This window comes from Streptomyces sp. R35, assembly GCF_041053035.1.
Lineage (GTDB): Bacteria > Actinomycetota > Actinomycetes > Streptomycetales > Streptomycetaceae > Streptomyces > Streptomyces lutosisoli.
This window is the reverse complement of sequence record NZ_CP163440.1, coordinates 1,828,445-1,854,037: the sequence shown is the minus strand read 5'-3', so window position 1 is coordinate 1,854,037 and position 25,593 is coordinate 1,828,445. Positions and strand designations below refer to the sequence as shown.

Below are 25,593 nucleotides of genomic sequence, written 5' to 3'. Positions count from 1 at the left end.
GGGTTGGGGACTTCTTGGCCCAATCGACAGCGGGCCGACAGCCGGTCGGCCCTCATCGACAGCGGGTCGACAGCCGGGCCGGCCCCCTCGGGACGCGGGCGCGGCGGGCCCCCTCGGGTCGCGTCCGATGCCCGTGACCACCCCAGTAGCCTGGGGCGATGCTCAAGGAAGTCATCGCGACCCGCTACATCACGCCGCTGCGTGAGGGCGGCTCGCTGCCGGGGCTCGTCGAGGCCGACGATCTCGGGACGTACGTCATGAAATTCACCGGCGCCGGACAGGGGCGCAAGACACTCGTGGCGGAGGTCGTCTGCGGTGAACTCGCCCGCCGGCTCGGCCTGCGGGTGCCCGGCCTGGTGACGATCGGCCTCGACCCGGTACTGGGACTCGGCGAACCGGACCAGGAGGTCCAGGAGCTGCTGAAGTCGAGCGGCGGGCTGAACCTCGGGATGGACTTCCTCACGCGCGCGATCGGCTTCGATCCGCTCGCCTTCCGGGTGAGTCCCGAGGAGGCCGGGCGGATCGTCTGGTTCGACGCGCTCGTCAACAACGTCGACCGCTCCTGGCGCAACCCCAACCTGCTGATGTGGCACGGCGATCTGTGGCTCATCGACCACGGTGCCACGATGATCTGGCACCACCACTGGCCCGGCGCGGAGGCCTCCGCCGCCAAGCCGTACGACGTCTCCGACCACGCGCTCGTGTCCTTCGGGCCGGACATCCCCTCGGCCGCCGCCGAGCTGGCGCCGATGGTCACCGAGGAGCTGCTCGCGGAGGTGACCGCCGAGATCCCCGACGAGTGGCTCGCGGACGAGCCCGGCTTCGACTCGGCCGACGCGCTGCGCCGCGCCTACGCGCAGCCGCTCCTGGCGCGCGCCGCCGTCATCCACGAGCGGATCAAGGGCATCGACGGCATCGAGGGGGACAAGTGAGCGAGCGGGACGTCTTCGAGTACGCGCTGCTGCGTGTGGTGCCGCGGATCGAGCGCGGCGAGTGCTTCAACGCGGGCGTGCTGGTGTACTGCCGCGCCAAGTCCTACGTCGGGGTGCGTACGCATCTGGACGAGACCAAGCTGCGGGCACTCGACCCGGAGGCGGACGTGCCGGGCGTACGGGCCGCGCTGCGTGCTGTCGAGGGGGTCTGCGCGGGCGGTGAAGCGGCAGGTCAGGCGGCCCGCGACGATGCCGGGCGGCGGTTTCGCTGGCTGATCGCGCCGCGCTCGACGGTCGTCCAGCCGGGGCCCGTGCACACCGGACTGACCGCCGATCCGGAGGCCGAGACGGAGCGGTTGCTCCAGTTGCTGGTCAGGTAATGGATCACACCCGCGCGGTGTGCCGTTGACACCGAGTGCCAGGGCTTCTAGCGTCACGTCTGCTGAAGGTACTAAGCGGTCGCTCACCGCAGGGGCGTACCGTGTGAGCCGCAGGGCATGTCAGGCCGCAGGGCTTTTCAAGGGCGAGGAGAACCAGCAATGTCCACCACTGAGCAGCGCGTCGCCGTAGTCACCGGTGCCGCGCGCGGCATCGGTGCCGCGACCGCCGTACGACTGGCCGCGGAGGGCCGCGCCGTCGCGGTGATCGACCTCGACGAGGCCGCGTGCAAGGACACCGTGGAGAAGATCACCGCCGCCGGTGGCAAGGCCATCGCGGTCGGCTGTGACGTCTCCGACGAGGCCCAGGTCGAGGCCGCCGTCGCGCGGATCGCCGAGGAGCTCGGTGCGCCGACGATCCTGGTGAACAACGCGGGCGTGCTCCGCGACAACCTGCTGTTCAAGATGAGCGTGTCCGACTGGGACACGGTCATGAACGTGCACATGCGCGGCGCCTTCCTGATGGCGAAGGCCGTCCAGAAGCACATGGTGGACGCCAAGTTCGGCCGGATCGTCAACCTGTCCTCGTCCTCGGCGCTGGGCAACCGCGGCCAGGCCAACTACTCCGCCGCCAAGGCCGGTCTGCAGGGCCTCACCAAGACCCTCGCCATCGAGCTCGGCAAGTTCGGCGTCACCGCGAACGCCGTCGCGCCCGGCTTCATCGTCACCGACATGACCGCCGCCACCGCCGCCCGCGTCGGCATGGGCTTCGAGGACTTCCAGGCCGCCGCCGCCACCCAGATCCCGGTCCAGCGCGTCGGCAACCCCGACGACATCGCCAACGCCATCGCCTTCTTCACCGGCGAGGCCGCCGGATTCGTCTCCGGCCAGGTGCTGTACGTGGCCGGCGGGCCGCTCAACTAAGGCCGGGAGGCACGGACATGACCACACTTCCCGAACTCTCGGGCAAGGTCGCGCTCATCACGGGCGCGAGCCGCGGCATCGGCTACGGCGTCGCGGAGGCCATGGTCGCCCGCGGCGACCGGATCTGCATCACCGGCCGCAACGAGGACGCCCTGAAGGAGGCCGTCGAGGCACTCGGCTCCGACCGCGTCATCGGCGTCGCCGGCAAGGCCCACGACGAGGCCCACCAGGCCGTCGCCGTCGAGCGCACCATGGAGGCCTTCGGGCGCGTCGACTTCCTGGTCAACAACGCCGGTACGAACCCTGTGTTCGGGCCGATCGCCGACCTGGACCTCAATGTGGCGCGCAAGGTCTTCGAGACCAACGTCGTCTCGGCGCTCGGCTTCGCCCAGCAGACCTGGAAGGCCTGGCAGAGCGAGAACGGCGGCGCGATCGTCAACATCGCCTCCGTCGCGGGCCTCGCCCCCTCGCCGTTCATCGGCGCGTACGGCATCAGCAAGGCCGCCATGATCAACCTGACCGTGCAGCTGGCGCACGAGTTCGCGCCCAAGGTGCGGGTCAACGCGATCGCGCCCGCAGTGGTGAAGACCAAGTTCGCCGCGGCCCTGTACGAGGGCCGTGAGGCGGAGGCGGCCGCGGCCTACCCGCTCGGCCGGCTCGGGGTGCCCTCCGACATCGGCGGCGCCGCCGCGTTCCTCACCTCGCAGCAGTCGGACTGGGTCACCGGCCAGACGCTCGTGGTCGACGGCGGCATGTTCCTCAACGCCGGAGTGGAGTAGCCCACGCGCCGTCCAGCGGTCCGCGTGGCGTCGAGCACCCCTCAATTTGTGGAGGGTTGACAAAAACTACGACGGCGTCGACCGAGCACCGATTCGACGAAGGCTTCGACAACGGTTCCACAGAAGCCTGACAACGTAGTCACATCCGCGCTGATCAAGTGCCCTGCCGGGAACACGGTTCCACCGGCAGGGCACTGCGGTATGGTCTGCCGACCCTTGGTACGGCAGATCGAGGAGCGTGCGCGTGTTCAACCGGAACCGATGTCTACGACAGCTGGCGGCGATCACGTCCATAACCCTGGTGGCTGGGTGTGGCGTTCTCTCCTCGGGGTCGTCCGACGACAAGGGACCGATCGTGGTGGGCACCACCAGCGCCCCGAGCACGCTGGACCCGGCCGCCTCCTGGGACGGCTCCTGGGAGCTGTTCCGCAACATCTACCAGACGCTGCTCGCCTACCCCGACGGCGCCGTCACGCCTCAGCCCGACGCGGCCGAGAGCTGCGCGTTCACGAACGCGTCCAATCGCACGTACCGCTGTGTACTGCGCCCGGACATGAAGTTCTCCGACGGGGATTCGCTCGACGCGCGGGCCGTCAAGCACTCGATCGACCGGATCAGGAAGATCGCCGTACCCGGCGGTCCGGCGGGCCTGCTCGGCAGTCTCGACCGGGTCCAGGTGCTGGGCGACCGCGAGATCGTCTTCCACCTCAACAAGCCGGACGCCACCTTCCCGTTCGTCCTGGCCACCCCCGCCATGTCGATCGTCGACCCCGACGACTACCCCGCCGACGCCCTGCGCAAGGACGGCAAGGTCTTCGGGTCCGGGCCGTACAGCCTCCGGTCCTACGAGGAGGGCAAGCAGGCCGAACTCGTCAGGAACGACCACTACGACGGCTTCGCCCAGCGCAAGAACGACGCGGTCACCATCCGCTACTTCCCGGACTCGGCCCAGATGGTCAAGGCCCTCAGGGACAAGAAGATCGACGTCACCTACCGCGGTCTCGCGGCCTCGGACATCGTCGCCCTCAAGGGGCCCGACTCCCGGAAGGGCATTGAGCTCCTCGAAGGCGCCGGCACCGAGATCAGCTACCTGGTGTTCAACCCGAAGGACCCGTGGGCCAGGAAGCTCGCGGTCCGCAAGGCGATCGCCCAGGTCGTCGACCGGCCCGCGATCGCGCACAAGGTCTACAAGGACACCGTCGATCCGCTGTACTCCATGGTCCCCGCGGGCCTGACCGGGCACACCACCGGGTTTTTCGACGACTACGGAGAGCCCAGTTCGTCCAAGGCCCGCAAGATCCTCCTGGAGGCGGGCATCAACGAACGCGTCCCGCTGACCCTCTGGTACACGACCGACCGCTACGGCTCCGAGACCGCCCCGGAGTTCCAGGAGCTCAAGAGCCAGCTCGAAGGCTCCGGCCTGTTCAGCGTCGCTCTCCGCAGCCGCCCCTGGAAGACGTACGAAGCGGGCTACCGCAAGGGTGAGTACCCGGTGTTCGGGCGCGGCTGGTTCCCCGACTTCCCGGACGCCGAGAACTTCATCGCGCCCTTCGTGGGCGAGCAGAACGCGCTCGGTACGCCCTATCCGGCCCCGCGGATCACCAACACCCTGCTGCCCGAGTCGCGCGGCGAGAGCGACCGAGGCGCCGTGGTGAAGGAGTTCGAGGAGGCCCAGCAGATCCTCGTCGACGACGCCCGGCTGCTGCCGCTGTGGCAGGGCAAGCAGTACGTCGCCGCGAGCGAGGACATCTCTGGCGGCGAGCGGGCCCTGGACCCCTCGACGATCATGATGATGTGGGAGCTGCACCGCAAAACCAGCTGGTAGCGCACGGCAGGGCGAGCCGGTGGCGGACCGCGAGACCACGTGGTGGACCGGGGGCCGGAGCCGATTGTCAGTGGGCGACGGTAGGTTCTGTGGTCTGGAAGTGACCGCACATCGGAGGAAGTTGACGTGACCGATATCGCCATGCTGCCCGAGTCCTGGCGCGGCGTCCTGGGCGAGGAGCTGCAGCAGCCCTACTTCAAGGAACTCACCGAGTTCGTCGAGGAGGAGCGCGCGAAGGGTCCCGTCTACCCTCCGCGGGAGGAGGTCTTCGCCGCCCTCGACGCGACGCCGTACGAGAAGGTGAAGGTGCTGATCCTCGGTCAGGACCCGTACCACGGCGAGGGCCAGGGGCACGGCCTGTGCTTCTCGGTCCGCCCGGGCGTGAAGACCCCGCCTTCGCTCCGCAACATCTACAAGGAGATGAAGGAGGAGCTGGGCACCCCGATCCCGGACAACGGCTATCTGATGCCGTGGGCCGAGCAGGGCGTGCTGCTGCTCAACGCGGTGCTGACCGTGCGCTCCGGTGAGGCCAACTCGCACAAGGGCAAGGGCTGGGAGAAGTTCACGGACGCGGTGATCCGCGCCGTCGCCGACCGGCCCGACCCGGCGGTCTTCGTGCTGTGGGGCAACTACGCGCAGAAGAAGCTCCCGCTGATCGACGAGGAGCGGCACGTGGTGGTGAAGGGGGCGCACCCCTCGCCGCTGTCCGCGAAGAAGTTCTTCGGCTCGCATCCGTTCACGCAGATCGACGAGGCGGTGGCCCGGCAGGGCCACGAGCCGATCGACTGGCGGATTCCCGACCTGGGCTGACACGGCCGAGGGGCGGCTGGGCCGGGTGGGGGCCGGGTCCGGCCGTCACCGGCCTGGCCCAGCGGCGTACGGGGGCGCCTGAGCGTGATTGTCAGTGACTCCGGTTAGCGTCGTGAGGGACAGTGACGAGCCTGGAGGACGCGGTGGCGGAGCAACAGGAGCAGGCGGCGCCGGACGCCATGATGACCCGGATCGGGCAGGTCGTCATGCTGCACCACGGCGGTGACCGCGAGGAGGCTCGGGGCCGCTTCCTGGACCTGTGGGCGGAGATCGGCGAGGACGGCGACCCCCTGCACCGCTGCACACTGGCGCACTACATGGCCGACACGCAGGACGACCCTTCGGACGAACTCGCCTGGGACCTCAGGGCGTTGTCGGCGGCCGAGGAACTCGGCGACGGGCGGGTCGCCGAGCACCACCAGTCGCTCGCGGTGCGCGCGTTCTACCCGTCGCTGCATCTGAACCTGGCCGCCGACTATGTGAAGCTCGGCCGCTCCGAGGCCGCCCGCAGCCATCTGCGCCGGGCCCGCGGCGCGGTCGGCGCCCTCGGGGACGACAGCTACGGGGACGGTGTCCGCGCGGCGATCGGCCGCCTGGAGCTGAGACTCGGCGGGGACGGGACATCGGGGGAGAGCGGCAGTCCCGATCGCTTCGGGGGACCCGGAGGGGAGACGCTGGGGCCACCCAGACAGCGGCCCTAGGGTGCCCCGGCGCCTGCGGCGCCAGTCCGTCACCCTCGCCTGCTGCCTGCTGCCTGCTGCCTGCTGCCTGCTGCCTGCTGCCTGCTACGGCGGGCATCCGGTGCGGGCTCCACAGGCACCGTGGCGCGCCCTCGCGGCCACGCACCTGTTTGCGGTAGTGGGGCAGGCGCGGCAGGCGCCGACTCCGTCAATTCCCATACGCACCCGTGCAGATGACCGCCTCCGGGCTGTCCGCCTTCCAGCCCCCGTACGTTCTGCCGAGGGCGCACACATCCGGGTTCTTCGGCACCTCGGGGGAGACGGGCGGGACGGCGACGCGGGCCTCCGGGCGCCGGGGCTCGGGATGCGCGGTGGGGTGGCGGCGCGGAGGGATCACCGGTGCGGCGGCTGTCGGCGGGGGAGCCGCCCGGTGCGGCGTCGCCGCGCTCGGCGAGGGTTTACGGGACGGCCCGATGAGCTCCAGCGCCTCCCGCGCCGGTGCCTGCACGATCTGTGGCTCGGCCTTGCCGTCCGTGCGCGGGGTGGAGGGCCGGGACGGCGCGGTCTGCGGGCCGGAGGCGGGCGGTCGCTGGACGGTCACACACCCGGAGAGGGCGGTGACAGCCACGGTGACCAGGAGCGTTGCGGTCGTCGTCGTTCGATGCACCCGCGCAACTCTGCTGTGTCCGGCCCTCTTTGGGGAGCGGACGAGCGAAGGATGCCCCACACGGGTGATCCTTCCGCTCCTCCGGTGGGTGTCGTCGTCGGCAGGGTGACCCGGCGCCGGGTCACTCACTCGCCGGAGGCGCCCTCGATCCGCTCCCGGATCAGATCGGCGTCGTCGATGTGGCGGGCCTACTTCTTGATCATGTGGGTGTACAGCCAGCGCCGGTTCAGTGACTGGCGGCCATCGCCCGGACGGCCGTCCAGATCGCCCGGGTCGACCTGATCAGCAACCGTGTGGGCGTCGCCGTACGCGACACCGTGATCGCCGCGCTGTCCAAGGCCGCACCCGCGCTCTTCCCGCGCAGCTTCGACGGCATGCGGGACTGGTGGCCGCCCGGGCAGCCGTATGCTTCCGACGAGGTCACGTACCCGGAACGCACCCCTTGAGGAGACCCCTGTGAAGGTCGGCTGCATCGGACTCGGTGACATCGCGCAGAAGGCGTATCTGCCGGTGCTCGGTGTGCAGCCGGGGGTCGAGCTGCATCTTCAGACGCGGACGCCGGCGACGCTCGCCCAGGTCGGCGACAGCCTTCACCTTCCTGAGGGGCAGCGTCATACGGACCTGTCGGAGCTGCTGGCGCAGAATCTCGACGCGGCGTTCGTGCACGCGGCCACCGTCGCGCACCCCGAGATCGTCATGCGCCTGCTGGAGGCGGGCGTACCGACGTACGTGGACAAGCCGCTTGCGTACGAACTCGCCGACTCGGAGCGGCTCGTGCGGCTCGCGGAGGAGCGGAACGTCAGTCTCGCCGTCGGTTTCAACCGGCGTTACGCCCCCGGGTACGCGCAGTGCGCCGATCACCCGCGTGAGCTGATCCTGATGCAGAAGAACCGTATAGGGCTGCCCGAGGAGGCCCGCACGATGGTCCTCGACGACTTCATCCACGTCGTGGACACCCTGCGGTTCCTGGTGCCGGGGCCGGTCGACGACGTGACCGTGCGGGCCCGCGTCGAGGACGGATTGCTGCACCATGTCGTGCTGCAACTGGCCGGGGAGGGCTTCACGGCGCTCGGTGTGATGAACCGGCTCAGCGGCTCGAACGAGGAGATCCTCGAGGTCTCGGGCCAGGACACCAAGCGTCAGGTGGTCAATCTCGCCGAGGTGATCGACCACAAGGGGCAGCCGACCGTGCGACGGCGCGGGGACTGGGTGCCGGTGGCCCGGCAGCGCGGCATCGAGCAGGCGGTGCTCGCGTTCCTCGACGCCGTCCGCGCGGGCAAGGTGCTCAGCGCCCGGGACGCGCTGGCGACCCATGAGCTGTGCGAGCGCGTGGTGCGTGCGGTTCAGGAGCGGATCGTCGCAGTCTGAACGCGCGGGTGCCCTCCGTCGCGCAGAGGGCCGCCAGCACCAGCAGGGCCCCGTGCACAGGCCAGTCGCCGAACCGGACGTACGGCGTGACACCCCGGGCCAGCGGCACGTCGTACACCATCGTCGTGCTCGCGTCCGTGCCGAGCCAGGAGCCGATGCGCTCGCCGCTCGGGCCGTAGACGGCGGAGACGCCGGTCAGCGTCGCGTGCACCATCGGGCGGCCGGTCTCGGCGGCCCGCAGCGCGGCGAGCGAGGCGTGCTGCTCCGGCGCCCAGCTCTGCTGGAAAGTCGACGTCGACGACTGGGCGAGAAGCACCTCGGCGCCGTCCTGGGCGAGATGGCGGCTCATGTCGGGGAAGGCCGTCTCGAAGCAGACCATCGGGCCGACGCGCAGCCCGTGCCCGACGTTCATCACGACCTGCTCGGTGCCCTTCCTGCGGTCCTCGCCCGCGGCCTTGCCCACCGAGGTCGCCCAGCCGAGCAGGGAACGCGCGGGTATGTACTCGCCGAAGGGCACGAGCCGCATCTTGTCGTAGCGGGCGCCGGTCGGGCCCTGCGGTCCCACCAGGACCGAACTCTTGTAGATGCCGGGGCGGTCGGAGCGGCGCGCGTCGACGTTCACCATGATGTCGGCGCCGGTCAGCCGGGACAGCGCGGCGAGCCGGTTCGCCAGGTCGGGCCGGTCGGCCAGATCGAAGCCGACGCTGCTCTCGCCCCAGACGACCAGGTCGAGGTGGCGCCCGGCCAGCGTGCGGGTGAGCGCCTCCTCGCGCGCGAAGCGCTTGTCGCCGCTGCCGATGCCGTTCACCACACCGGGCTGTACGACGGCGATCCGGACCCGGCCGTCGACCTCCGGGCGCGGCGACCACACCCACGCCGCCGAGGTCGCGGCGGCCGTCGCGACCAGCCCGGCCACGGCGGGCATACGGGACTCACGCACCGAGACCAGCACGGCGACCGCGACATTGACCGCGACCACCAGGAAGCTCAGCAGCCACACCCCGCCGACCGAGGCCAGCCGCAGCGCGGGCGCCACCTGCCACTGGCTCGACCCGAGCAGACCCCACGGGCCGCCCAACCCCTGCCAGGACCGGACGAGTTCGACCATCAGCCAGCCGGACGGCAGCACCAGAAGCCCGGCACCGACCCGCCCCGGCGAGGGCACACCGGCGAGGAACCGCCGGACGAGCCAGCCCCAAGGGGCCCACAGCACACCGAGCAGCGCCGCAATGACCACGGTGAACACATGCAGGCTCGGCAGCAGCCAGTGGTGCACGGCCAGCATGAAGCCCAGCCCACCGAGCCAGCCGTCGTACGCGGCCCGTCTGCCCGTCGGGGCCGAGCGGACCAGCAGGATCCAGGGCACGAGGGCGACGTAGGCGAACCACCACCACGACGGGGCGGGGAAGGCGAACACGGGCAGCGCGCCCGCCAGCGCGGCGACGACTCCGCGTCGCCAGGGGGAGACCAGCCAGTCTTCGGGCCTCTTCAATGCAGCGCCTCCCTCCCCGGTGCGTGCTTCCAGTGTGCGCGTCGTGGACGATCTCCGACAGAGGGCATCGGCAGGGGGCCCGTTCCGGCGCCGGGCGTCATCGCCGGTCGTCGACGGGTTTCGTCGCGAGACGGTCGGCTCAGGTGGCCGCGGGCTCGTGATGTGCCTGCGGGGTGCGGCGCCACTTCTCCTGGACGACCACATGGCGCAGCCGCCAGCCGTCGTCCGTACGCACCAGTCCGAAGGCGTAACGGCCGCCGCACACGAAGTCGGGCGCGGTGGATCCACCGTCGTGTCCCGCGAACCTCATCGGATTGATGTAGTCCGCCTGGACCCGGGCCGTGTCGCCGGTGTCCTGCTCAAGGACCCCGAACCGCACCCGCCGGTTGACGATCAGATGCTGGCGCATCGGGAACAGCTGCATACTCTGCGCGAGCCACCCCGCGACCTGGTCCGCGTCCCCCTCGATACCGCCGGCCGAGCGGTAGTCCGCCCGTCCGTCCGGCGCGAACAGCCCCCGATACGCCTCCCAGTCGCCGTCGTCCACCGCCACCGCGTACTCGGTGACGAGTCCGTCCACGGCAAACCGGTCCATCACGGTCGCGAGCTCCACACGCTGCGTCATCGGCTCAGTGTTGGCCACGGGGCGAGCCACGCCAAGGGCCGTGCGGTGATATTCGGCGTCTGATCTTCGGTGGCCGCCATGGGTTCACTCGATGGATCCCTGTTGCCCGTGAATGATCAATTGCTTGCGGAGCTCTCGGTGAGCGCGGTGAGCCCGGAGAGCCCGGAGAGCGCGGAGCGCACGGACTTCGCGGAAGGGATCGGCTCCCCCCGCGGCGCGCGACAACCGTTTCCGTCCGCGTGGAAGCGTGAGCGGATGACATGGGCTACCAAGCCGCGTTCACAGCCTCTTCCGTGCTGCGGGCAGCCACCGGCCGAGGCTGCTCGACTCCACGTCGATGCCGTCTCGTGGCAGACGTGCGCAGGGCCGCGTGTCCGGGCCGGCGGCCGCCGTTCGGACCACCCAAGGCGGCCCTTCAGGTGATTGCCAGACGCCTCATGAGCCAGGCAGCCGTCGCAGGGGTACGACGCGTCTCAGCAGAGGACGAACCCAGAACGTGTTGAGGAGCTTGGCGATGTACGCAGCAATCCGGCGGTACGAAGGGGTGACCGATTCGGCCGAGGCCGCACGTCTCGTGAACGAGGGGTTCGTGCCGCTCATGCGCCAGGTCTCCGGCTTCGTGGCCTACTACTGGATCGATACCGGGGACGGAGTGATGGTCTCGACCAGCGTCTTCCAGAACCAGGCCGGTGCCGACGAATCGATCTCGAGGGCTGCAGACTTCGTGCGGGACAACCTTGCGTCACTGCTCCCCAACCCTCCCGAGGTCATGGCCGGCGAGGTGGTGGCTTCCGCATGACAGCGTTCGGACGAGCCACATGAGATGGCCTCCAGGACTGTACCGGCCTGTAGTGCCCACATGCTGCAGTCGTCCGGTCTCGAGGTGACCTTGATACCGGACCGGCTGATCGCGTGGCTGGTGCATGAGGTGTGCCTGGCCGAGCTCAGCTGACTGCCCTGGCGTCGGTCTCGCCCTCGCCGGGGGCTGACGTGAGAGACGACGGGATCGGTGTGAAACTGGGCAGGGAAGGGGTGATCCCCGTGTCGGACCCACCGCACATGTCCTCCGGTCCCGACACCGCCGTCGACGAGAATCGGTTGGAAGAGCTGATCAACGAGGCGCAGACTGCCCTGCCAGTCGAACTGCCCGACCTGGCGAACCGGTGCGCCTCGTCCCTCGGCCTGGACACCGCACTGATCTACCTCGTCGACCTGCAACAACAGCAGCTCATCCCACTCGACGAGGCTTTGGAGCCGCTGCCGGTGGATGGCTCGTCGGGCGGCTGGGCATACCGCACGGTCTCCCCGCGGGTGGCTGAGGCCGAGGACGGCTTGATCCTCTGGATGCCTCTGGTCGATGGTGCGGAGCGGCTGGGCGTGCTGGCGGTGCGGACCGCCTCACTCGACGGCGTGCGGATGCGCCGCAGCCGGATGCTGGCCCATCTGTTCGCCATGCTGATCACCTCCAAGCGTGCCTACAGCGACTGGCTCGCCGCCCGCACTCGCACTGCGCCCATGCGGTTGCCCGCCGAGATGCTGCGGGCCTTCCTGCCACCCCGCACCATCGGCAGCAGCAGGTGCGTATCGACCGCGGTCCTGGAACCGGCGTACGACATCGCCGGCGACGCCTTCGACCACTCGGTGGTCAAGAACATCCTGCACACCATGATCCTCGACGCCATGGGTCACGATCTGACCGCAGGCCTGACCACGTCGGTCGCCATGGCGGCGGCGCGCAACGCCCGCCGGGGCGGTGGCGACCTGGCCGACGTCGTCGGCTCCGTCGACCAGGCGCTCGCCCAGTGGCTGCCCGACCACTTCTGTACCGGCGTGCTGTGTCGGCTCGACGCCGAGACCGGGGTGCTGCGCTGGGTCAATTGCGGTCACCCCCCACCGCTGCTGATCCGTGCCGAGCGGGTGCTCGCCCGGGCGCTGGACAGTCCCCCACAGCCGCCGATCGGCCTGGCTGGTTCACTCGCCCCGGCAGCCAGGCAAGTCCACGAGGCGACCCTGGAACCGGGCGATTGCGTCCTGCTCTACACCGACGGTGTCGTGGAGGCTCGCGACGCGGACGGTGCGGAGTTCGGCCTTGACCGGTTCACTGACTTCATCATCCGCTCCTCCTCCGCCGGACAGCGCCCGGCCGAGGTGTTGCGGCTGCTCATCCACGCCATCCTCGATTACCAGCGCAACCAACTGCGGGACGACGTGACCATCCTGCTCTTCGAATGGCGTCCGCAGCACCGGTGACGCGGTACTGCGCCGAGCCTCGCTGGGCTCGTGCGCGGTCTTCGGCCGGGTCGGGTACTCGGTCGGCACCACCTCACTGGTGTCCGGGCTGGGAATCCGAGGAAAGTCAATGCGTCGCCGTGCGGCGGCCCAGCAGCCGATGCCGCACCGTCCAAACGGTCGCCATTTCAAGCCGCGTTCGAACCTGTTTCAGGCCCGGAGATCATGGGGCCGCCGGGTTGGCGGCCACCGGCCGGGCCAGTCGACGTGGATCTGCCAGACAACCTCCGCGGATCGTCCCAGTCACCACAGCAGCGCAGCACGGACTCTTCGACTGGGCTTCCGCGTGACCGATGCCTCGACGCATGGGCACAATCGGCCAGGAGAGGAGAATCAGCGATGGCCGAGCGCGTGATTGAGGCGGACGGCATCGAGCTGTGCACCGAGTCCTTCGGCGACCCGTCGGATCCGCCCATCCTGCTCATCATGGGCAAGGGGGCTTCGATGCTCTGGTGGGAGGAGGGCTTCTGCCGGATGCTCGCCGGGAACGGGCGGTTCGTGATCCGTTACGACCACCGCGACACCGGCCGATCGGTGACCTACGAGCCGGGCCGTCCTGGGTACACCGCATCGGACCTGGTTGGTGACGCCGCCCGCGTGCTCGACGCCTATGGGATCCCAGCCGCGCACGTCGTGGGTGTCTCGGCCGGAGGGGCGTTCGCGCAACTGCTCGCGCTCGACTACGCCGATCGCACCCTCTCGCTCGTCCTGATCAGCACGTCCTCCGCTGTGCCCGGCGACCGAGAGCTTCCTCCGCCGACCGAGGAGTTCACGCGGTTCGTCTCATCCGCGCACGTTGATTGGTCGGATGCCAAGTCGGTGATCGATTACCTCGTCGCCTACGCGTGCATGCTCGCAGGGGGCCGACGCCCGTTCGATGAGACTGCCGCCCGCAGCCTTGTCCGTCGCGACGTCGAGCGCGCGCACGACTTCGCCGCGGCCCGCAACCACGACGTAGTGCCGGACGGCGAACTCTCACAAGCGCCCCTGTCCTCGATCGCCGTGCCCACGCTGGTGATCCACGGAACCGCCGATCCGATGTTCCCGCTCGGGCATGGTGAGGCACTCGCAGAACAGATCCCCGACGGCACGCTCCTGGCTCTGCAGGACGCAGGCCACGGGGTCGAGCGAGCCGACTGGGCGACGATCGTCCCGGCGATCCTCGAACACACCGCCGCAGACCATGCTGGCTAGTGCTGTGACCGCATTGCCTAGGGACACGCAGGACGGACCATGACCGCGGTAGCGACCCCGAGGCCTGACCGAGCCGGACGGAACCCGTCGCGAGTTGCTTCCAGAGCAGGTCGGTCCGAGTCCGGCCCCGCCCGACAAATCGTCCGGCAGCACGGCTTGATATGGGTCGCCCGGTCGCGATTTGGCGACGGGTCAGTTTCTTGACTGTTCATCGGTGCAGTCTTCGAGCCGGAGTTCGTGCGAGGGGCGTCAGTGCATGTGGCTCAAGAGGGGCGTCACTGGCCCTCTACGTTGAGTGGATGCCCAACGGCCGGGTCGGCTTCGGTGTTCAACAGGTTCGTGCTCCGGTTTCGCCACCACGGCACAAGCTGGACCAGGCCGAACATCACCTCGACGCCGAAGAACAGCCAAAGCAGCCGCGTGGCACCGTGGGCCAGCGCGTACGCCTGCCACGCCGCGAACAGCGTGCGCGCGACGCCGTCGAGCAGTCCGTGCACCGCCAGCGGCCGGACGATGCGCAGGACGGCCCAGACCACCACGACCGAGCCCATCAGATTCGCGTACAGGATCTGCATCGGGTCGAGTTCGGGCAGGGCACCCAGCCCGAGTGCGTTGCCCGACGATGACAGCGCATCGTGCACCAGCCTGTACGTCCACGGCGTCGCGAAGCCCGCGGTGACGACGAGGTCGTACCAGGCGCTTGCACGTACGGCGCGAAGATAGGCGGGGCGTTCGGGGTCGAGGGTCCGGATCACAATGAGGCTCCAACTGGTCTTGGGGCAGCGACGCCTCACGGTAAACAGTGGAGTACGGTCCAAGGTCAAGCCCACCATCCGACGGAGGGTCATGCGTATCGGAGAGCTGGCCGCGCAGGCGGGCATGAGCAGGGACACCATTCGGTTCTACGAGAAACTCGGCCTCGTGGCGGGTCGGCGACTGGCCAACGGTTATCGCGACTTCCCGCCCGAGGCGGTGCCCTGGCTGCACTACATCCGCACTGCGCAGACGCTTGGATTCTCTCTGGCGGAGATCGCGCGGCACGGCGAGGAACTGCGGGAGGCGCCGGACGCTGTGGAGGCGCTGTCTGTGCTGTTCGAGCAGAAGATCCAGGTCATTGACGCCCGTATGGCCGAACTCGCCAGCCTGCGGACCGAACTCGCCACGCGCGTCGACACTGGGTGCCCGTTGCGGGCGGTTGGCCAACCGAGCTGACCGACCGGTGGTATCTGCGGCCGATCCCCCTTGCGCGCAGGGGGAGTTGGCGCTGACGGACGTTTCCTATACTGACCGAATGATCACCGTTCCGCTCAGCGCGCTCGAAGTGGCCATGGTTCAAAGGGGCGCCCGAGCGGCAGACACGCTACGAGACACCACCGAGTTCGCCCGACGCCTTGAGGAACTCGGTTACCTGCGGCTCTGGTACGCCGAGCATCACCATTCTCCGGCCATCGGGGCGTTCCCGCCCGTCGTCCTGACCACCCACGCGGCCGCGTTGACGTCGTCCATCCGTCTCGGCTCCGGCGGCGTTCTCGCTCCGAACCACGCCCCGATCATGCTGGCAGAGCAATTCGGCACGCTGGCCGCGCTGCACGCGGGGCGGATCGACCTGGGCATGGGCCGTGGCCCGGGTACCTTCGACGACTCGACGGCGCGGGCTCTGCGCCGTGGGGCTGGTCCAACAACGGACGAGGAGTACCGCGACGATGTGTCAGCGACTCTGCGTTTCCTGGTGGACGAGGTCGCGCTCGGCCCGTTCCCGGAGCCATGGTTGCTGTCTTCGAGTACGGCCGGTGCGGCGCTCGCCGCGGAACTCGGACTGCCGATCGCCTTCGCCCATCACATTCGGCCTGACAACACCCTGGCCGCGCTCAGCCACTACCGCGAGAACTTCTCCCCCTCCCGCTGGTGCGAGCGCCCGCGCGTGCTGATCTGCGTGGAAACGGTATGCGCCGAGACGGAGACGGAGGCGGCCCGGCTCGCCAGTCCGATGGATGTCGTCAAGGCTGGACTCCTCAAGGGACGGGGCGACATCGCCTTCCCCACGCCCGAAGAAGCAGCGACCCACTCATTCACCGCGGAAGAAGTACAGGCGCTGACGAGCTTCCGTGCCCAACAGGCACACGGCTCACCCGAGACCGTTGCGAAGCAGCTGACGGACCTGGCGGACGTAACGGATGCGGACGAACTCATGCTGGTGACGCCCATCTACGCGTTGGCCGACCGATTGAGGTCGTACGAACTCGTCAAACAGCGCGTCATGATGCCGACGGCGTCATAGCAGTGATCACCACGTGGGCCAGCGTGGACGTGCTGTGACGCAACTGCACGAGGGGGTTGTGAACACGGATTGTCATGGGCGGTCACTTGGAAACTGTCAGCTTGCCGAGCTTCTTCAGCTGTGTCCTGATGATCGCTTCCGGTACGACAGCCGGGTCTTTGCCCCTTGACCCAGAGGGGAGGTTGAATTCGTAGAACATGGCGACTGTCGTCCCTTGCCGAACGGCCACCACCGCGTAGGGAACCCGGATGGGCTCCTCGTCCTCGCTGTCCGCCGCGAGCTGTGTGAGCCGCAGGGACACGGAATCATCACCGTAGCCGGGGTCGGGCTGGAGTTCGGCCTCGCCGTAGCGGAAGTCCGCCCGGATGTCCTTGAAGGTCTTGCACCGCTTGGCGGCCGTGCGGAATGCGTCCATCACCCGCGTGGCGTCCCTGGCGCTGTGTGACGACAGGATCATGGATGCTCCGGGGCCGTGCTTCTTCGAGGAAATCATCCGGCCGGTGCGTGCGGTGGCTGTGAAGCCGCTGCTTCCGCCCAGTGCCTGAACTACGGGCGTGCATTCGGCAGGATCCGCCGTCCTGCGGGACGCCGAGGGAGCAGACAGAATCCGGTTTACTTCGTAGCCGTCGAGATCCGTGTCCGTGATCGCCGCCCGCTCCAGGTCCGCCTCGCTCAACGGCTTGACCTGTGCACCGGCCGTCTTGGTCTCTTCCGACGCTGCGCCTGCCCGGGAATCCTGCCTGGATCCGCATGCGGCGAGCGCCCAGAAGGTCATGAGCATGGCAATAGCAATACCGGCCCGTGATTGGCGAACCACTGTCCCCCCACCCGATTGATTGTTGAGCGGGCGCGCGTTCCCGCCGGCTCAGAAGCTTCGACCGAGCCATCCGCTCCGGCTCAAAGCATTGAGCAGCAGGGTAGATCGTTTGCTTGGGATGCGGGACGGGTTTTGAGGCTGAGGGGCGAGTTGCGGTGAGCCGTTGGGAAACGGGGAACGGGCTGCGAACACCGCTTGACGTGGGTCATCACGCCGCGTTCACGACCTCTTTCAGCGCCTGAAGGCGGGGGACAGGCAACTGAGCGCGTAGGTACGGCGAGCGCTCCAAGCGCTGGTCGCTGGTCTCCTGCGATCACTGATCAGCTGGTCGCCTACCATCACTGATCGCGGCGACCAACTGCCCACTCACCGGGTTGGCATGCCTCCGTGCGGGCTGTTGACCACCAGGGGCAGTGACCCTTCGGCGAGGTAGAAGTGCCCGGGGTAGTAGTCGATGTGGAGGTGACCGCCGTCCTCGGCAGTGGCCATGTCCCGCAGATTCTCCGCGAGTACTGCCCTGCTGGCGGAGTCACCGCTGATCACAAGGATCTGCCGCTCGGTGTCCCGGCGGATGAGGACGCCAGGGCCGGACGTTTCTTTGACCTCGACCCCGGCCAGGGTGTTGCTGCCCGGTGAAGAGGTGGAGCTGAGCAGCCCTTCGCCCTGGGCCACCGCGCTTGCCAACCACGTCAGTTCTTCCGCTGATGCGGAGAGATCCACTTCGCCGTAGCCGGGGTCGGAGACCAGTCTCATGGGCGTCGCTCCTCCAAAGTCGGACTCTCATGATGCCTGCCTACCAAGATCGTCAGTCAAGTCTCCGGGGCAGCGAAGGCGGCCGGAGGCGGCGGCGCACAGCGGAGCTACTCGTCTGGCCATGGGCGCCCACCTCGACGTGGATGCCGGCGGTGGCCGGCCCTGTCCATCAGCGGTCCGAGTCCTTGGTCTGACGATGAGAGACCTGTTCCCGTGCCGAGCGCCAACGTGACCGTGTCTGCTCGACCACGCTGTCCCACTGTCGGCGGACCTCATGGTCGGAAGGGCGGTGGCCCTGACGGATCCGGCTGAGCTCGTCTCGTACTTCTCGTCCCAGTGCCGCCGATGCGACGAGGACGAGCATGGCTCCGAAGAGGGCCGAGATCATCGCGAAGACGGCTCCGACGACCCCGTACCGTGAGGCGGAGGAGTTGAAAAGACGCGGCAGGTAAATGGTTGCGCCCACCGAATAGGCTGCCGTCAGAACGCCCGCGGTGACACCGAAAGGGATCAGGTCAGGCCAGATGATCCGCTTCGCCGACAGCATCCAGCCGCTCCAGACGAGGAACACGGCGGTCACCGGCAGTGTGCACACCGAGGCCGCCAGACCCAGCCCACGCCCGCCGACGACCGCGGAGAGCCACCCGGTGACGACTGCGTAGCCACCAAGGGTGAGGATCCACCACAAGCCGTTGCGCGTGTTGCGCACGCTGAGGGGCTTGAGTTCCCATGTCTGTTCGAAGAGCCGCTGCGAGGCTCGCGCGAAGCTCAGCGCCGAGATCGTCAGGAACACGACCCCGAAGATTCCCACGCTCGCACTCGTGTTCTCGGCGGGGGAGAAGAGGGAGTTGACCGCCTCGGCGCCTGCTCCGGTGAGGCTGTAGCGCCTGATGACCCGCTCCGCGGCGTCATAGTGCACGAAGTTGCTCAGGACCTTGCCGCCGAGGATGGCGAGGGGGATCAGTGCGGTGAGAGCGCTGGACGCCAGGGCCATCGAGCGGTCGAAACCCACAATCTTCTGAAACCGGTTGACGACCCGCAATGCGAAGGCAGGACGCAGCCAGAACGTCAGCGTTCTGACCACGCGCTCGCGATTGATCCCCGCCGTCCTGCCCTCCGTGAAGATCGGAACCTGTGTGGCGGCGCGAGCCTAACGGACGTGCGTGGGGGTGATGGAGGGCGACACGCATGCTCCGCTGAAAGGGCTGTGAACACCGCTTGACATGGATCACCAAGCCGCGTTCACGACCACTTTCGTGGCTGGGGCTGCGGAGGCGAAGCGAGTCGATTCCCCGGAGCTCTGCTCTGCGCCCAGCCCCGCCGGGATCCGCTCACGGAGAGCGCCTATGGGCTGTGGGTCTCGGATCTCTTGAGGTAAGTCAGCCGCCCTCGGTCGCGCTCATTCGTCTCCGCGTCACCGCGGTCGCGCCCGGGATGATCGACGCCGGGATGCACGCGACTCGTCGTGCACGACGGGGGTGGTGCCTCGGGTGTCCGGGGGCGGTGACAGGGCGCCGACTTCAACTGCCGGTCTGCAGGCCCAGTCTGCAGGCCCGGTCTGCAGGCCAGTTGGGCGTCTGTCCCGCGGCTCTCATGCCGCCTCGACGACCTCTCCCCGTATCGCTTGCGCCCACTTCACGACCAGCAGTTCGTACTCCGCCCGCTCCTGGGCGGACAGGGAACCGCCCGCGCGCATCCACAGGGCGCGGATCTGCTCGTTTAACGCCGCAGCGGACCGCACGGAACCAGGGGGAGTGAAATCGGGGGACATGCGCACAAGCCTAGGGGCAAGGACTGACACTGCGCTACCAGTCGGCTACTCATGCCGTATGTGGTTCGTCACGGCCGACGGGGACCGGGCTCAGTCGATCCATACGACGACACAGTGACCGCGCAGTTGGGCGCCGAGGAAGAAGGTGCGCAGCGCGAGGAAGTGCTCGATCAGGTAGTCCCGTACGTTGCCGCGGAACCCCTCGAATCCGATGACGGAGGCCGCCGCTTCCGGGAACTCCGGCAGATCCGTGAGGACTTGGTCGATGTCCACGTCGAGGAGCGCGCCGGCGATCTCGCCGACCGCGGCGGGTGCCAGCAGCCTCGGCGGATCGGTGATGCCGTCGTACACGTCGTCGTGGTCGAGGAAGCCGATGTCGCCTCCGGGATCACTGGACAACGCGCGGTCGAGTATGTCGAGCAGCCGCGAGGCCGGACGCGAGTGGGCGGCTGTCTTGCGGCAGTACCAAGTGAGGCCCCACAACGTCCAGTCGGCGTCGAGGAGGTCCTCGGACGGAGGGTCCCAACCGGGGTCGGCGCGCCAGGCGAGTCGAGGGCCGTCTCGCGGCACCGTGCCAGGTACTCGGGGGAGACACGGGCGAACTGCTGGGTCAAGGACATGGAGGGGAGTATGGCCAGGCCGGAGGAGTGCTGTCGCTCGGCTTTCGCGGCGTCGGCAGGGTGTCACTGTCTCGCGGCCCAGGCGTGGGACCAGTCCAGCAGGGGCCCCATCGCGGTCACCAAGTCGTCGCCCAGCGGGGTGAGATGCCAGGCCGACTGGGCCGTCGACCCGGCGATGCCCGCCTCGCGGAGTTCGCCGAGACGGGTGGACAGCACGCTGGAGGACATGCCGTCGCAACGGCGCTGGAGGTCGCGGAAGCCGATCGGGGCGCCGCCGCGGTGCAGTTCCCAGATGACGCGCAGCGTCCAGCGCCGGCCGAGGAGGTCCAGGGCGGCCATGACGGGACGACCGGTGACCGAACCGCGCACCGGGCGGCCGGGGGCGGGGGTGCCCGGCGCCGGGTTGTCGGGGGCGGTGTGATCCGTCGCACCGCTGTCGGTGGCGGTCCGCTCCGGCTCGGGGATCGTGCCCAAGTGAATACCTCCCCATGGCAGTTGCTCACCCCTCACCCTTGCGCTTCGATTTCCGAAGCGCAAGGCTGCGGGACATGAATCAGCGCATCGACGGCGTCACGCCGCCCTACGAGCCCGAGACTGACCGTGCCTTGCACCGGTGGATGCCGCCCGGCGTCGCGCGTGAGCCCCTCATGCTGTTCAAGGTCCTGGAGCGCTGTCCCGAACTGGCCTCGCGCATGCGGGCGTTGGGTGCGGGCCTGCTGGTCCATGGCCGACTGGGCGACGCCGACCGCGAGTTGGTGATCGCCCGCGTCGCCGCCCGCTCCGGGTGCGCGTACGAGTGGGGCGTCCACATGGCGACGTACGCGGAGACGGCCGGTCTCACCCCGGAACAGGTCGCCCTCACCGCGACCGGTACACCCGACGACCCTGCCTGGTCCGCTCGGCAGACCGCCCTGCTCAGGGCCGTCGACGAACTCCACGCCACCGCGCGCGTGAGCGACGCGGTGTGGAGCGGGCTGCGCGAGCATCTCGACGAACAGGAGGTCCTGGAGCTGCTGGTCCTCGCGGGCTGGTACCGGACGATCGCGTACGTCGCCAACGGGGCGCGGATCGAGGAGGAACCCTGGGCGCTCGCCCTGCCGGAGACGCCAGGGGTGCCAGCGGTATGAAGGGTGTGAAGGGTGTCGGGGATGCCCGGCGCGTCAGCCGTCGTCCCGCCGACTGTGCGGCGTCAGCCGTCAGCCCGCAGACTCCGCCGCGTGCGGGCTCAGTCCGCCCGTCGCGACCAGCGCGATGATGACGATGCCGAGCGCGATCCGGTACCAGACGAACGGCATGAAGCTCTTGTGGGAGATGAACTTCATGAACCATGCGATGACGGCGTAACCGACGGCGAACGCGATGATCGTGGCGAAGATCGTCGGGCCCCAGGAGACATTGCCTTCCGCCGCCGCGTCCTTGAGTTCGAAGGTGCCGGAGGCGAGGACGGCCGGCATGGCGAGGAGGAAGGAGTAACGGGCCGCCGCCTCGCGCGTGTAGCCCATGAACAGACCGCCGCTGATGGTCGCGCCCGACCGGGACACGCCGGGGACCAGCGCCATCGCCTGGCAGGCGCCGTAGAGCAGGCCGTCCTTGACGTTCAGGTCCTCAAGTGTCTTGCGCTGCTTGGCCGCCCGGTGCTTCCCGCCCGTCTCGTCGCGCGCCGCGAGCCGGTCGGCGACGCCTATGACGATGCCCATCACGATCAGCATGGTCGCGGTGATCCGCAGATCGCGGAACGGCCCCTCGATCTGGTCCTTGAGCGTCACTCCGAGCACGCCGATCGGAATCGAGCCGACGATCACGAGCCAGCCCATCTGTGCGTCGTGGTTCCCGCGCATCGCCTTGTTCGTGAGTGAGCGGAACCACGCCGAGAGAATCCGTCCGACGTCCTTGCGGAAGTAGATCAGTACCGCGGCCTCCGTACCGAGCTGCGTGATCGCGGTGAACGCGGCGCCCGGGTCCTCCCAGCCCGCGAAGGCGGCGGTCAGCCGCAGATGCGCGCTGGAGGAGACGGGAAGGAACTCGGTCAGCCCCTGGACAAGTCCGAGGATGAGGGATTCAAACCAAGACATGAAGTTACGTGGTCCAAGTGCTGATCGTGGGAGGGACGACGGGCACGCCGTGCCGCCGGCGGCGGTGATCACGGGTGTTGGTGGCAGCGTAGCGCCCCCCTGTGACAGCCCGGCCATAGGGGTTTCGCAGGCGTACGAGCAGGCGCGCGAGCGGGCGTGAAGGGGCGTACGAGCGGGCGCGAGCAGGCGTACGAGGGTGATCGCGCCCCCGGGTGCGAGGCAACGTTGTCCATCGTGTGACCGGGGTGTTGACCGGCCGCTGGAGCGCCGCATACGTTGCAGTGGAGGAGAAAGCGCTTGCTGCCGCCAGGGTCCGCTCGGTGTCATCATGCGTTGGCCAACGTCTGACGTCACGTCCGGTGGAGCGCTGATCACGTACATGAGCACATCCCGCACCGCAAGCAGCCCCGAGACCTCCCCGAACCGTCCGGTGGACCCGTTCGACGGCCGCCGTATCAAGGCCGCCATCATCGGCGCCGGCGCCATCGCGCGCGGAAGCCACTATCCGGCGCTCGCGCGGCTGGCCGAGGAGGGCGAGACGGAGATCGTCGCCGCGGTCGACATCGCCGAGGGCGCGGTCCGGGAGTTCTGTGCCGAGGCGGGCATCCCGCACGCGTACACCGATCTGGACCGGATGCTCGAAGAGCAGCGGCCCGACCTGGTCGCCATCTGCACCCCGCCGACCCTGCACCGCGAGCAGACCGTCGCCGCGCTGCGCGCCGGCGCCTGGGTCTGGTGCGAGAAGCCGCCCGTACCGACGCTCGCCGACTTCGACGCCGTCGAGGCGGAGGAGGGGACGGACGGGGGCCCGTACGCCTCGATCGTCTTCCAGCACCGCTTCGGCTCGGGCGCGCGACACGTACGGCGGCTGATCGCCGAGCGGGCCATGGGACGTCCGCTGGTCGCGCACTGCCAGACCACCTGGTACCGCAACGCCGACTACTACGCCGTGCCCTGGCGCGGACGCTGGGCGACCGAGGGCGGCGGGCCCGCGATGGGGCACGGCATCCATCAGATGGATCTGCTGCTCGACCTGCTCGGGCCGTGGAGCGAGGTGCGGGCGATGGCCGGACGTCTGGTGCACGACGTGGAGACGGAGGACGTCTCGACCGCCCTCGTCCGCTTCGCGAGCGGCGCGATGGCCACCGTGGTCAACAGTGTCCTGAGCCCGGACGAGGTGAGCCGTATCCGCATCGACTGCGAGCGTGCCACCGTCGAGCTCACCCATCTGTACGGGCACAGCAACGGCAACTGGCGCATCACCCCGGCACCGGACGTGCCGGACGCCGAGGCCGCGGCCTGGCGGGACTTCGGCGCGGACGTGCCGAGTTCGCACCTCGCGCAGCTGCGGGAGCTGGTCGCGAGCATGCGCGCGGGCGAGCGGCCGCGCAGCAGCGGCGCCGACGGGCGGACCAGCCTGGAGCTGATCACCGCGCTCTACAAGTCGGCGTTCACGGACACGACCGTGCGGGCGGGGGAGATCGGCCCGGGGGATCCGTACTACGCGGCGCTGCACGGGGGTGCGCCGGGCTGGGCGCCCGCGGTCGCCGAGGGGTCCGCCGTGGTCCCCCAGGTGTCCGCGTCCGCCGCGGGCCAGGAGGTGCCGGCATGAGTACGTCGTCGGGCGGCGGTCTGCGGGTCGTTCACACACATGGCGAGCGCATCACGATCAGTGAAGTCGCCACCGGCGTCGAGCTGTTGAGCTACGTCTACCGGACCGAGGCCGCCTGGGAGTCCCCGAAGCCGTATCTGCATCCGCTCCGGACACTGGCGAACAACGTCGTCACGGACTACCGGCCCAACGACCACCGCTGGCACAAGGGCCTCCAGATGACGGCCTCCCACCTCTCCGGCCAGAACCTGTGGGGCGGCAACACATACGTCCACGGAAAGGGATATCTCGAACTCCCAGAGCGCGTCGGATCGATGGCGCACGTCACCTTCGACGAGGTCACCTCGTCCGATGGCCGCGCGGTCATCGCCGAGCGCCTCACGTGGCACCCGTACGGCGGTGATCTGTGGGCCGACGAGGTGCGCCGCATCGAGGTGCACGACGTCGATCCCGACGCCGGCTCCTGGGCGCTGACCTGGACCACCGCGGTCACCAACCGCCGCGACGAGCCGCTGCGCTTCGGCAGCCCCACCACCGCGGGGCGGGAGATGGCGGGTTACACGGGCCTGTTCTGGCGCGGACCGCGCGCCTTCAGGGACGGACGGGTGATCGGGCCCGACTCCGAAGGACCCGAGCTCATGGGGCGGCAGGCATCGTGGCTCGCGTACTCGGGGGAGCACGACGGCTCCGACGGACACGCGACCCTCGTCTTCGCGCACGCCCCCGAGAACGACCACTCCGGCTCCCGAGGCGCGCACCCGGCCCACTGGTTCGTCCGCAACGAACCCTTCGCCGCCGTCGCCCCGTCGCTCGCCTTCTACGACGAACTGGAACTCGCGCCCGGCGACACCCTCACCCGCCGCTACCGGGTGGTCGTCGCCGAGGGGGCCTGGGAGCGCGCGGAGGTCACCAAGTATCTGGAGGCGCATCCCTGGTGAGCGACCCCGTCACCGGGTTCACCGGACTTCCGGGAGCGGTCGCCGTCTCGCACCTGTGCGTGTACGACTGGCCGGCGGCCGACGGCGTGTCCGGCGGAACTCCCCATCTGCACCTGACCTGTTCGGAGGCGTACGTCGTCACCGGCGGGCGCGGTGCCGTTCAGACACTGACGACGTCCGGGTACGAGGTCACACCGCTCGTGCCCGGTACCGTCGCGTGGTTCACGCCCGGCGCGATCCACCGGCTCGTCAACGAGGACGACCTGCGCATCACCGTCCTCATGCAGAACAACGGTCTGCCGGAGGCGGGCGACGCGGTCCTCACGCTGCCTCCGGAGTACCTGAAGGACCCGGAGACGTACGCGGCTGCGACCGTGATCCCGGCGGACGTGTCCGAGGAGGAGCAGGCGCGAATTGCCCGGGCCCGGCGCGACCTCGCCCTGGAGGGCTACCGGGCGCTGCGCGCCGCGGACGGGCCCGAGCCGCTCGCCGCGTTCCACCGGGCAGCCGCCGCGCTGGTGCGGCCCCGCCTCGCCGAGTGGCGCGAACGATGGCGGCGCGGCGCCGAGGCGGCCGCCTCGGCCACGGGGGACCAGCTCGACCGGCTGGAGCGGGGCGACACGTCCCACCTCGGCGATGCCGTCGTTCGGGCGGAGCAGCCGTCCGCGTACGGCAAGTTCGGGATGTGCGGGCGGCTCGACGTCTACAAGGGCACTGTCTAGGGAGTGCCGCTTCGGTCGCTTCGGTCGCTTCGGTGCGTACCGGTGAAG

At 69.2% G+C, this 25,593-nt stretch carries 29 protein-coding genes; 18 read left to right on the top strand and 11 right to left on the bottom strand.

Features of this window, described 5'->3' with window-relative positions; translation table 11 throughout:
- Positions 1-158 precede the first annotated feature (158 nt).
- The 7 genes from AB5J50_RS08815 to AB5J50_RS08785 all read left to right on the top strand — a co-directional run bounded on the left by AB5J50_RS08815 (position 159) and on the right by AB5J50_RS08785 (position 6,348).
- Complete coding sequence (locus AB5J50_RS08815) at positions 159-932, top strand: HipA family kinase (protein ID WP_369256510.1); 774 nt, start codon at positions 159-161, stop codon at positions 930-932.
- Positions 929-1,312: a DUF3037 domain-containing protein gene (locus tag AB5J50_RS08810; protein ID WP_369256508.1), complete on the top strand. Its 384-nt coding sequence runs from the start codon at positions 929-931 to the stop codon at positions 1,310-1,312. The genes AB5J50_RS08815 and AB5J50_RS08810 overlap by 4 nt, the downstream gene beginning before the upstream one ends.
- A gap of 159 nt (positions 1,313-1,471) precedes the next feature.
- A complete protein-coding gene (gene fabG / locus AB5J50_RS08805; RefSeq protein WP_369256506.1) occupies positions 1,472-2,233 on the top strand; it encodes a 3-oxoacyl-ACP reductase FabG in 762 nt (253 codons plus the stop codon).
- A gap of 17 nt (positions 2,234-2,250) precedes the next feature.
- Complete coding sequence (locus tag AB5J50_RS08800) at positions 2,251-3,012, top strand: SDR family oxidoreductase (protein ID WP_327427108.1); 762 nt, start codon at positions 2,251-2,253, stop codon at positions 3,010-3,012.
- 244 nt (positions 3,013-3,256) lie between these two features.
- Positions 3,257-4,837: an ABC transporter substrate-binding protein gene (locus AB5J50_RS08795; protein ID WP_369256504.1), complete on the top strand. Its 1,581-nt coding sequence runs from the start codon at positions 3,257-3,259 to the stop codon at positions 4,835-4,837.
- Positions 4,838-4,963: 126 nt separating this feature from the next.
- Positions 4,964-5,647, top strand: a complete 684-nt coding sequence (gene ung / locus AB5J50_RS08790) for a uracil-DNA glycosylase (RefSeq protein WP_330303042.1) — start codon at positions 4,964-4,966, stop codon at positions 5,645-5,647.
- A 143-nt stretch (positions 5,648-5,790) separates the two neighbouring features.
- Positions 5,791-6,348, top strand: a complete 558-nt coding sequence (locus AB5J50_RS08785) for a hypothetical protein (RefSeq protein WP_369256502.1) — start codon at positions 5,791-5,793, stop codon at positions 6,346-6,348.
- Between the two features lie 187 nt (positions 6,349-6,535).
- Here AB5J50_RS08785 and AB5J50_RS08780 read toward each other — a convergent pair whose 3' ends face one another.
- Positions 6,536-6,994: a hypothetical protein gene (locus AB5J50_RS08780; protein ID WP_369256500.1), complete on the bottom strand. Its 459-nt coding sequence runs from the start codon at positions 6,992-6,994 to the stop codon at positions 6,536-6,538.
- Between the two features lie 293 nt (positions 6,995-7,287).
- On the opposite strand from AB5J50_RS08780, the gene AB5J50_RS08775 reads away from it, so the two are divergent.
- Positions 7,288-7,440: a hypothetical protein gene (locus AB5J50_RS08775; RefSeq protein ID WP_369256498.1), complete on the top strand. Its 153-nt coding sequence runs from the start codon at positions 7,288-7,290 to the stop codon at positions 7,438-7,440.
- 10 nt (positions 7,441-7,450) lie between these two features.
- On the top strand, positions 7,451-8,362 hold the full coding sequence (locus tag AB5J50_RS08770; protein ID WP_327427102.1) for a Gfo/Idh/MocA family oxidoreductase: 912 nt from the start codon (positions 7,451-7,453) through the stop codon (positions 8,360-8,362).
- On the opposite strand, the gene lnt is transcribed toward AB5J50_RS08770, so the two are convergent.
- Complete coding sequence (lnt, locus tag AB5J50_RS08765; RefSeq protein WP_369256496.1) at positions 8,280-9,854, bottom strand: apolipoprotein N-acyltransferase; 1,575 nt, start codon at positions 9,852-9,854, stop codon at positions 8,280-8,282. The genes AB5J50_RS08770 and lnt overlap by 83 nt on opposite strands.
- A 139-nt stretch (positions 9,855-9,993) precedes the next feature.
- Positions 9,994-10,479, bottom strand: a complete 486-nt coding sequence (locus AB5J50_RS08760; protein ID WP_369256494.1) for a nuclear transport factor 2 family protein — start codon at positions 10,477-10,479, stop codon at positions 9,994-9,996.
- Between the two features lie 514 nt (positions 10,480-10,993).
- On the opposite strand from AB5J50_RS08760, the gene AB5J50_RS08755 reads away from it, so the two are divergent.
- From AB5J50_RS08755 to AB5J50_RS08745, 3 genes are all read left to right on the top strand, one after another.
- Positions 10,994-11,278 (top strand): hypothetical protein, encoded by a 285-nt coding sequence (locus AB5J50_RS08755; RefSeq protein ID WP_369256492.1) that lies wholly within the window; start codon positions 10,994-10,996, stop codon positions 11,276-11,278.
- A gap of 260 nt (positions 11,279-11,538) precedes the next feature.
- Positions 11,539-12,729 carry a PP2C family protein-serine/threonine phosphatase gene (locus tag AB5J50_RS08750; RefSeq protein WP_369265341.1) on the top strand — a complete coding sequence of 397 codons (1,191 nt, stop codon included), beginning with the start codon at positions 11,539-11,541 and terminating at the stop codon, positions 12,727-12,729.
- Between the two features lie 378 nt (positions 12,730-13,107).
- Positions 13,108-13,962 (top strand): alpha/beta fold hydrolase, encoded by an 855-nt coding sequence (locus AB5J50_RS08745; protein WP_369256490.1) that lies wholly within the window; start codon positions 13,108-13,110, stop codon positions 13,960-13,962.
- Positions 13,963-14,237: 275 nt separating this feature from the next.
- Here the strand turns inward: AB5J50_RS08745 and AB5J50_RS08740 are convergent, their stop codons facing one another.
- Positions 14,238-14,717: a hypothetical protein gene (locus tag AB5J50_RS08740; RefSeq protein ID WP_369256488.1), complete on the bottom strand. Its 480-nt coding sequence runs from the start codon at positions 14,715-14,717 to the stop codon at positions 14,238-14,240.
- A gap of 91 nt (positions 14,718-14,808) precedes the next feature.
- On the opposite strand from AB5J50_RS08740, the gene AB5J50_RS08735 reads away from it, so the two are divergent.
- Together AB5J50_RS08735 and AB5J50_RS08730 are read left to right on the top strand one after the other, a co-directional pair.
- Positions 14,809-15,174, top strand: coding sequence for a MerR family transcriptional regulator (locus tag AB5J50_RS08735; protein ID WP_369256486.1), 366 nt, complete (start codon positions 14,809-14,811; stop codon positions 15,172-15,174).
- Positions 15,175-15,253: 79 nt separating this feature from the next.
- The gene (locus AB5J50_RS08730) at positions 15,254-16,240 is read left to right on the top strand and encodes an LLM class flavin-dependent oxidoreductase (RefSeq protein WP_369265340.1); all 987 of its coding nucleotides are present in this window, start codon (positions 15,254-15,256) and stop codon (positions 16,238-16,240) included.
- A gap of 82 nt (positions 16,241-16,322) precedes the next feature.
- Here AB5J50_RS08730 and AB5J50_RS08725 read toward each other — a convergent pair whose 3' ends face one another.
- The 6 genes from AB5J50_RS08725 to AB5J50_RS08700 form a co-directional block, all read right to left on the bottom strand.
- Positions 16,323-17,015 carry a hypothetical protein gene (locus AB5J50_RS08725; protein ID WP_369256484.1) on the bottom strand — a complete coding sequence of 231 codons (693 nt, stop codon included), beginning with the start codon at positions 17,013-17,015 and terminating at the stop codon, positions 16,323-16,325.
- A 408-nt stretch (positions 17,016-17,423) separates the two neighbouring features.
- Positions 17,424-17,810: a hypothetical protein gene (locus AB5J50_RS08720; RefSeq protein WP_369256482.1), complete on the bottom strand. Its 387-nt coding sequence runs from the start codon at positions 17,808-17,810 to the stop codon at positions 17,424-17,426.
- Between the two features lie 169 nt (positions 17,811-17,979).
- Complete coding sequence (locus AB5J50_RS08715; protein WP_369256480.1) at positions 17,980-18,894, bottom strand: hypothetical protein; 915 nt, start codon at positions 18,892-18,894, stop codon at positions 17,980-17,982.
- 507 nt (positions 18,895-19,401) lie between these two features.
- Positions 19,402-19,581, bottom strand: a complete 180-nt coding sequence (locus AB5J50_RS08710; protein WP_369256478.1) for a hypothetical protein — start codon at positions 19,579-19,581, stop codon at positions 19,402-19,404.
- A 90-nt stretch (positions 19,582-19,671) separates the two neighbouring features.
- Complete coding sequence (locus AB5J50_RS08705; protein WP_369256476.1) at positions 19,672-20,151, bottom strand: DUF1877 domain-containing protein; 480 nt, start codon at positions 20,149-20,151, stop codon at positions 19,672-19,674.
- 113 nt (positions 20,152-20,264) lie between these two features.
- Positions 20,265-20,540: a winged helix-turn-helix transcriptional regulator gene (locus tag AB5J50_RS08700; RefSeq protein WP_369265339.1), complete on the bottom strand. Its 276-nt coding sequence runs from the start codon at positions 20,538-20,540 to the stop codon at positions 20,265-20,267.
- Positions 20,541-20,749: 209 nt separating this feature from the next.
- Between AB5J50_RS08700 and AB5J50_RS08695 the strand changes: the two genes are divergently transcribed.
- Entirely contained in the window at positions 20,750-21,328 is a 579-nt protein-coding gene (locus AB5J50_RS08695; RefSeq protein ID WP_369256474.1) for a carboxymuconolactone decarboxylase family protein, read from the top strand.
- A 69-nt stretch (positions 21,329-21,397) separates the two neighbouring features.
- On the opposite strand, the gene AB5J50_RS08690 is transcribed toward AB5J50_RS08695, so the two are convergent.
- On the bottom strand, positions 21,398-22,273 hold the full coding sequence (locus AB5J50_RS08690; protein ID WP_327427092.1) for an undecaprenyl-diphosphate phosphatase: 876 nt from the start codon (positions 22,271-22,273) through the stop codon (positions 21,398-21,400).
- Positions 22,274-22,652: 379 nt separating this feature from the next.
- On the opposite strand from AB5J50_RS08690, the gene AB5J50_RS08685 reads away from it, so the two are divergent.
- Genes AB5J50_RS08685 through AB5J50_RS08675 form a run of 3 tightly spaced genes read left to right on the top strand, consistent with a single transcriptional unit; the run spans position 22,653 to position 25,545 of the window.
- Positions 22,653-23,885, top strand: a complete 1,233-nt coding sequence (locus AB5J50_RS08685; RefSeq protein ID WP_369256472.1) for a Gfo/Idh/MocA family protein — start codon at positions 22,653-22,655, stop codon at positions 23,883-23,885.
- The gene (locus AB5J50_RS08680; RefSeq protein ID WP_369256470.1) at positions 23,882-24,823 is read left to right on the top strand and encodes a PmoA family protein; all 942 of its coding nucleotides are present in this window, start codon (positions 23,882-23,884) and stop codon (positions 24,821-24,823) included. Before AB5J50_RS08685 ends, AB5J50_RS08680 begins: the two co-directional genes overlap by 4 nt.
- Positions 24,817-25,545, top strand: a complete 729-nt coding sequence (locus tag AB5J50_RS08675; protein ID WP_369265338.1) for a cupin domain-containing protein — start codon at positions 24,817-24,819, stop codon at positions 25,543-25,545. The genes AB5J50_RS08680 and AB5J50_RS08675 overlap by 7 nt, the downstream gene beginning before the upstream one ends.
- Positions 25,546-25,593 lie beyond the last annotated feature (48 nt).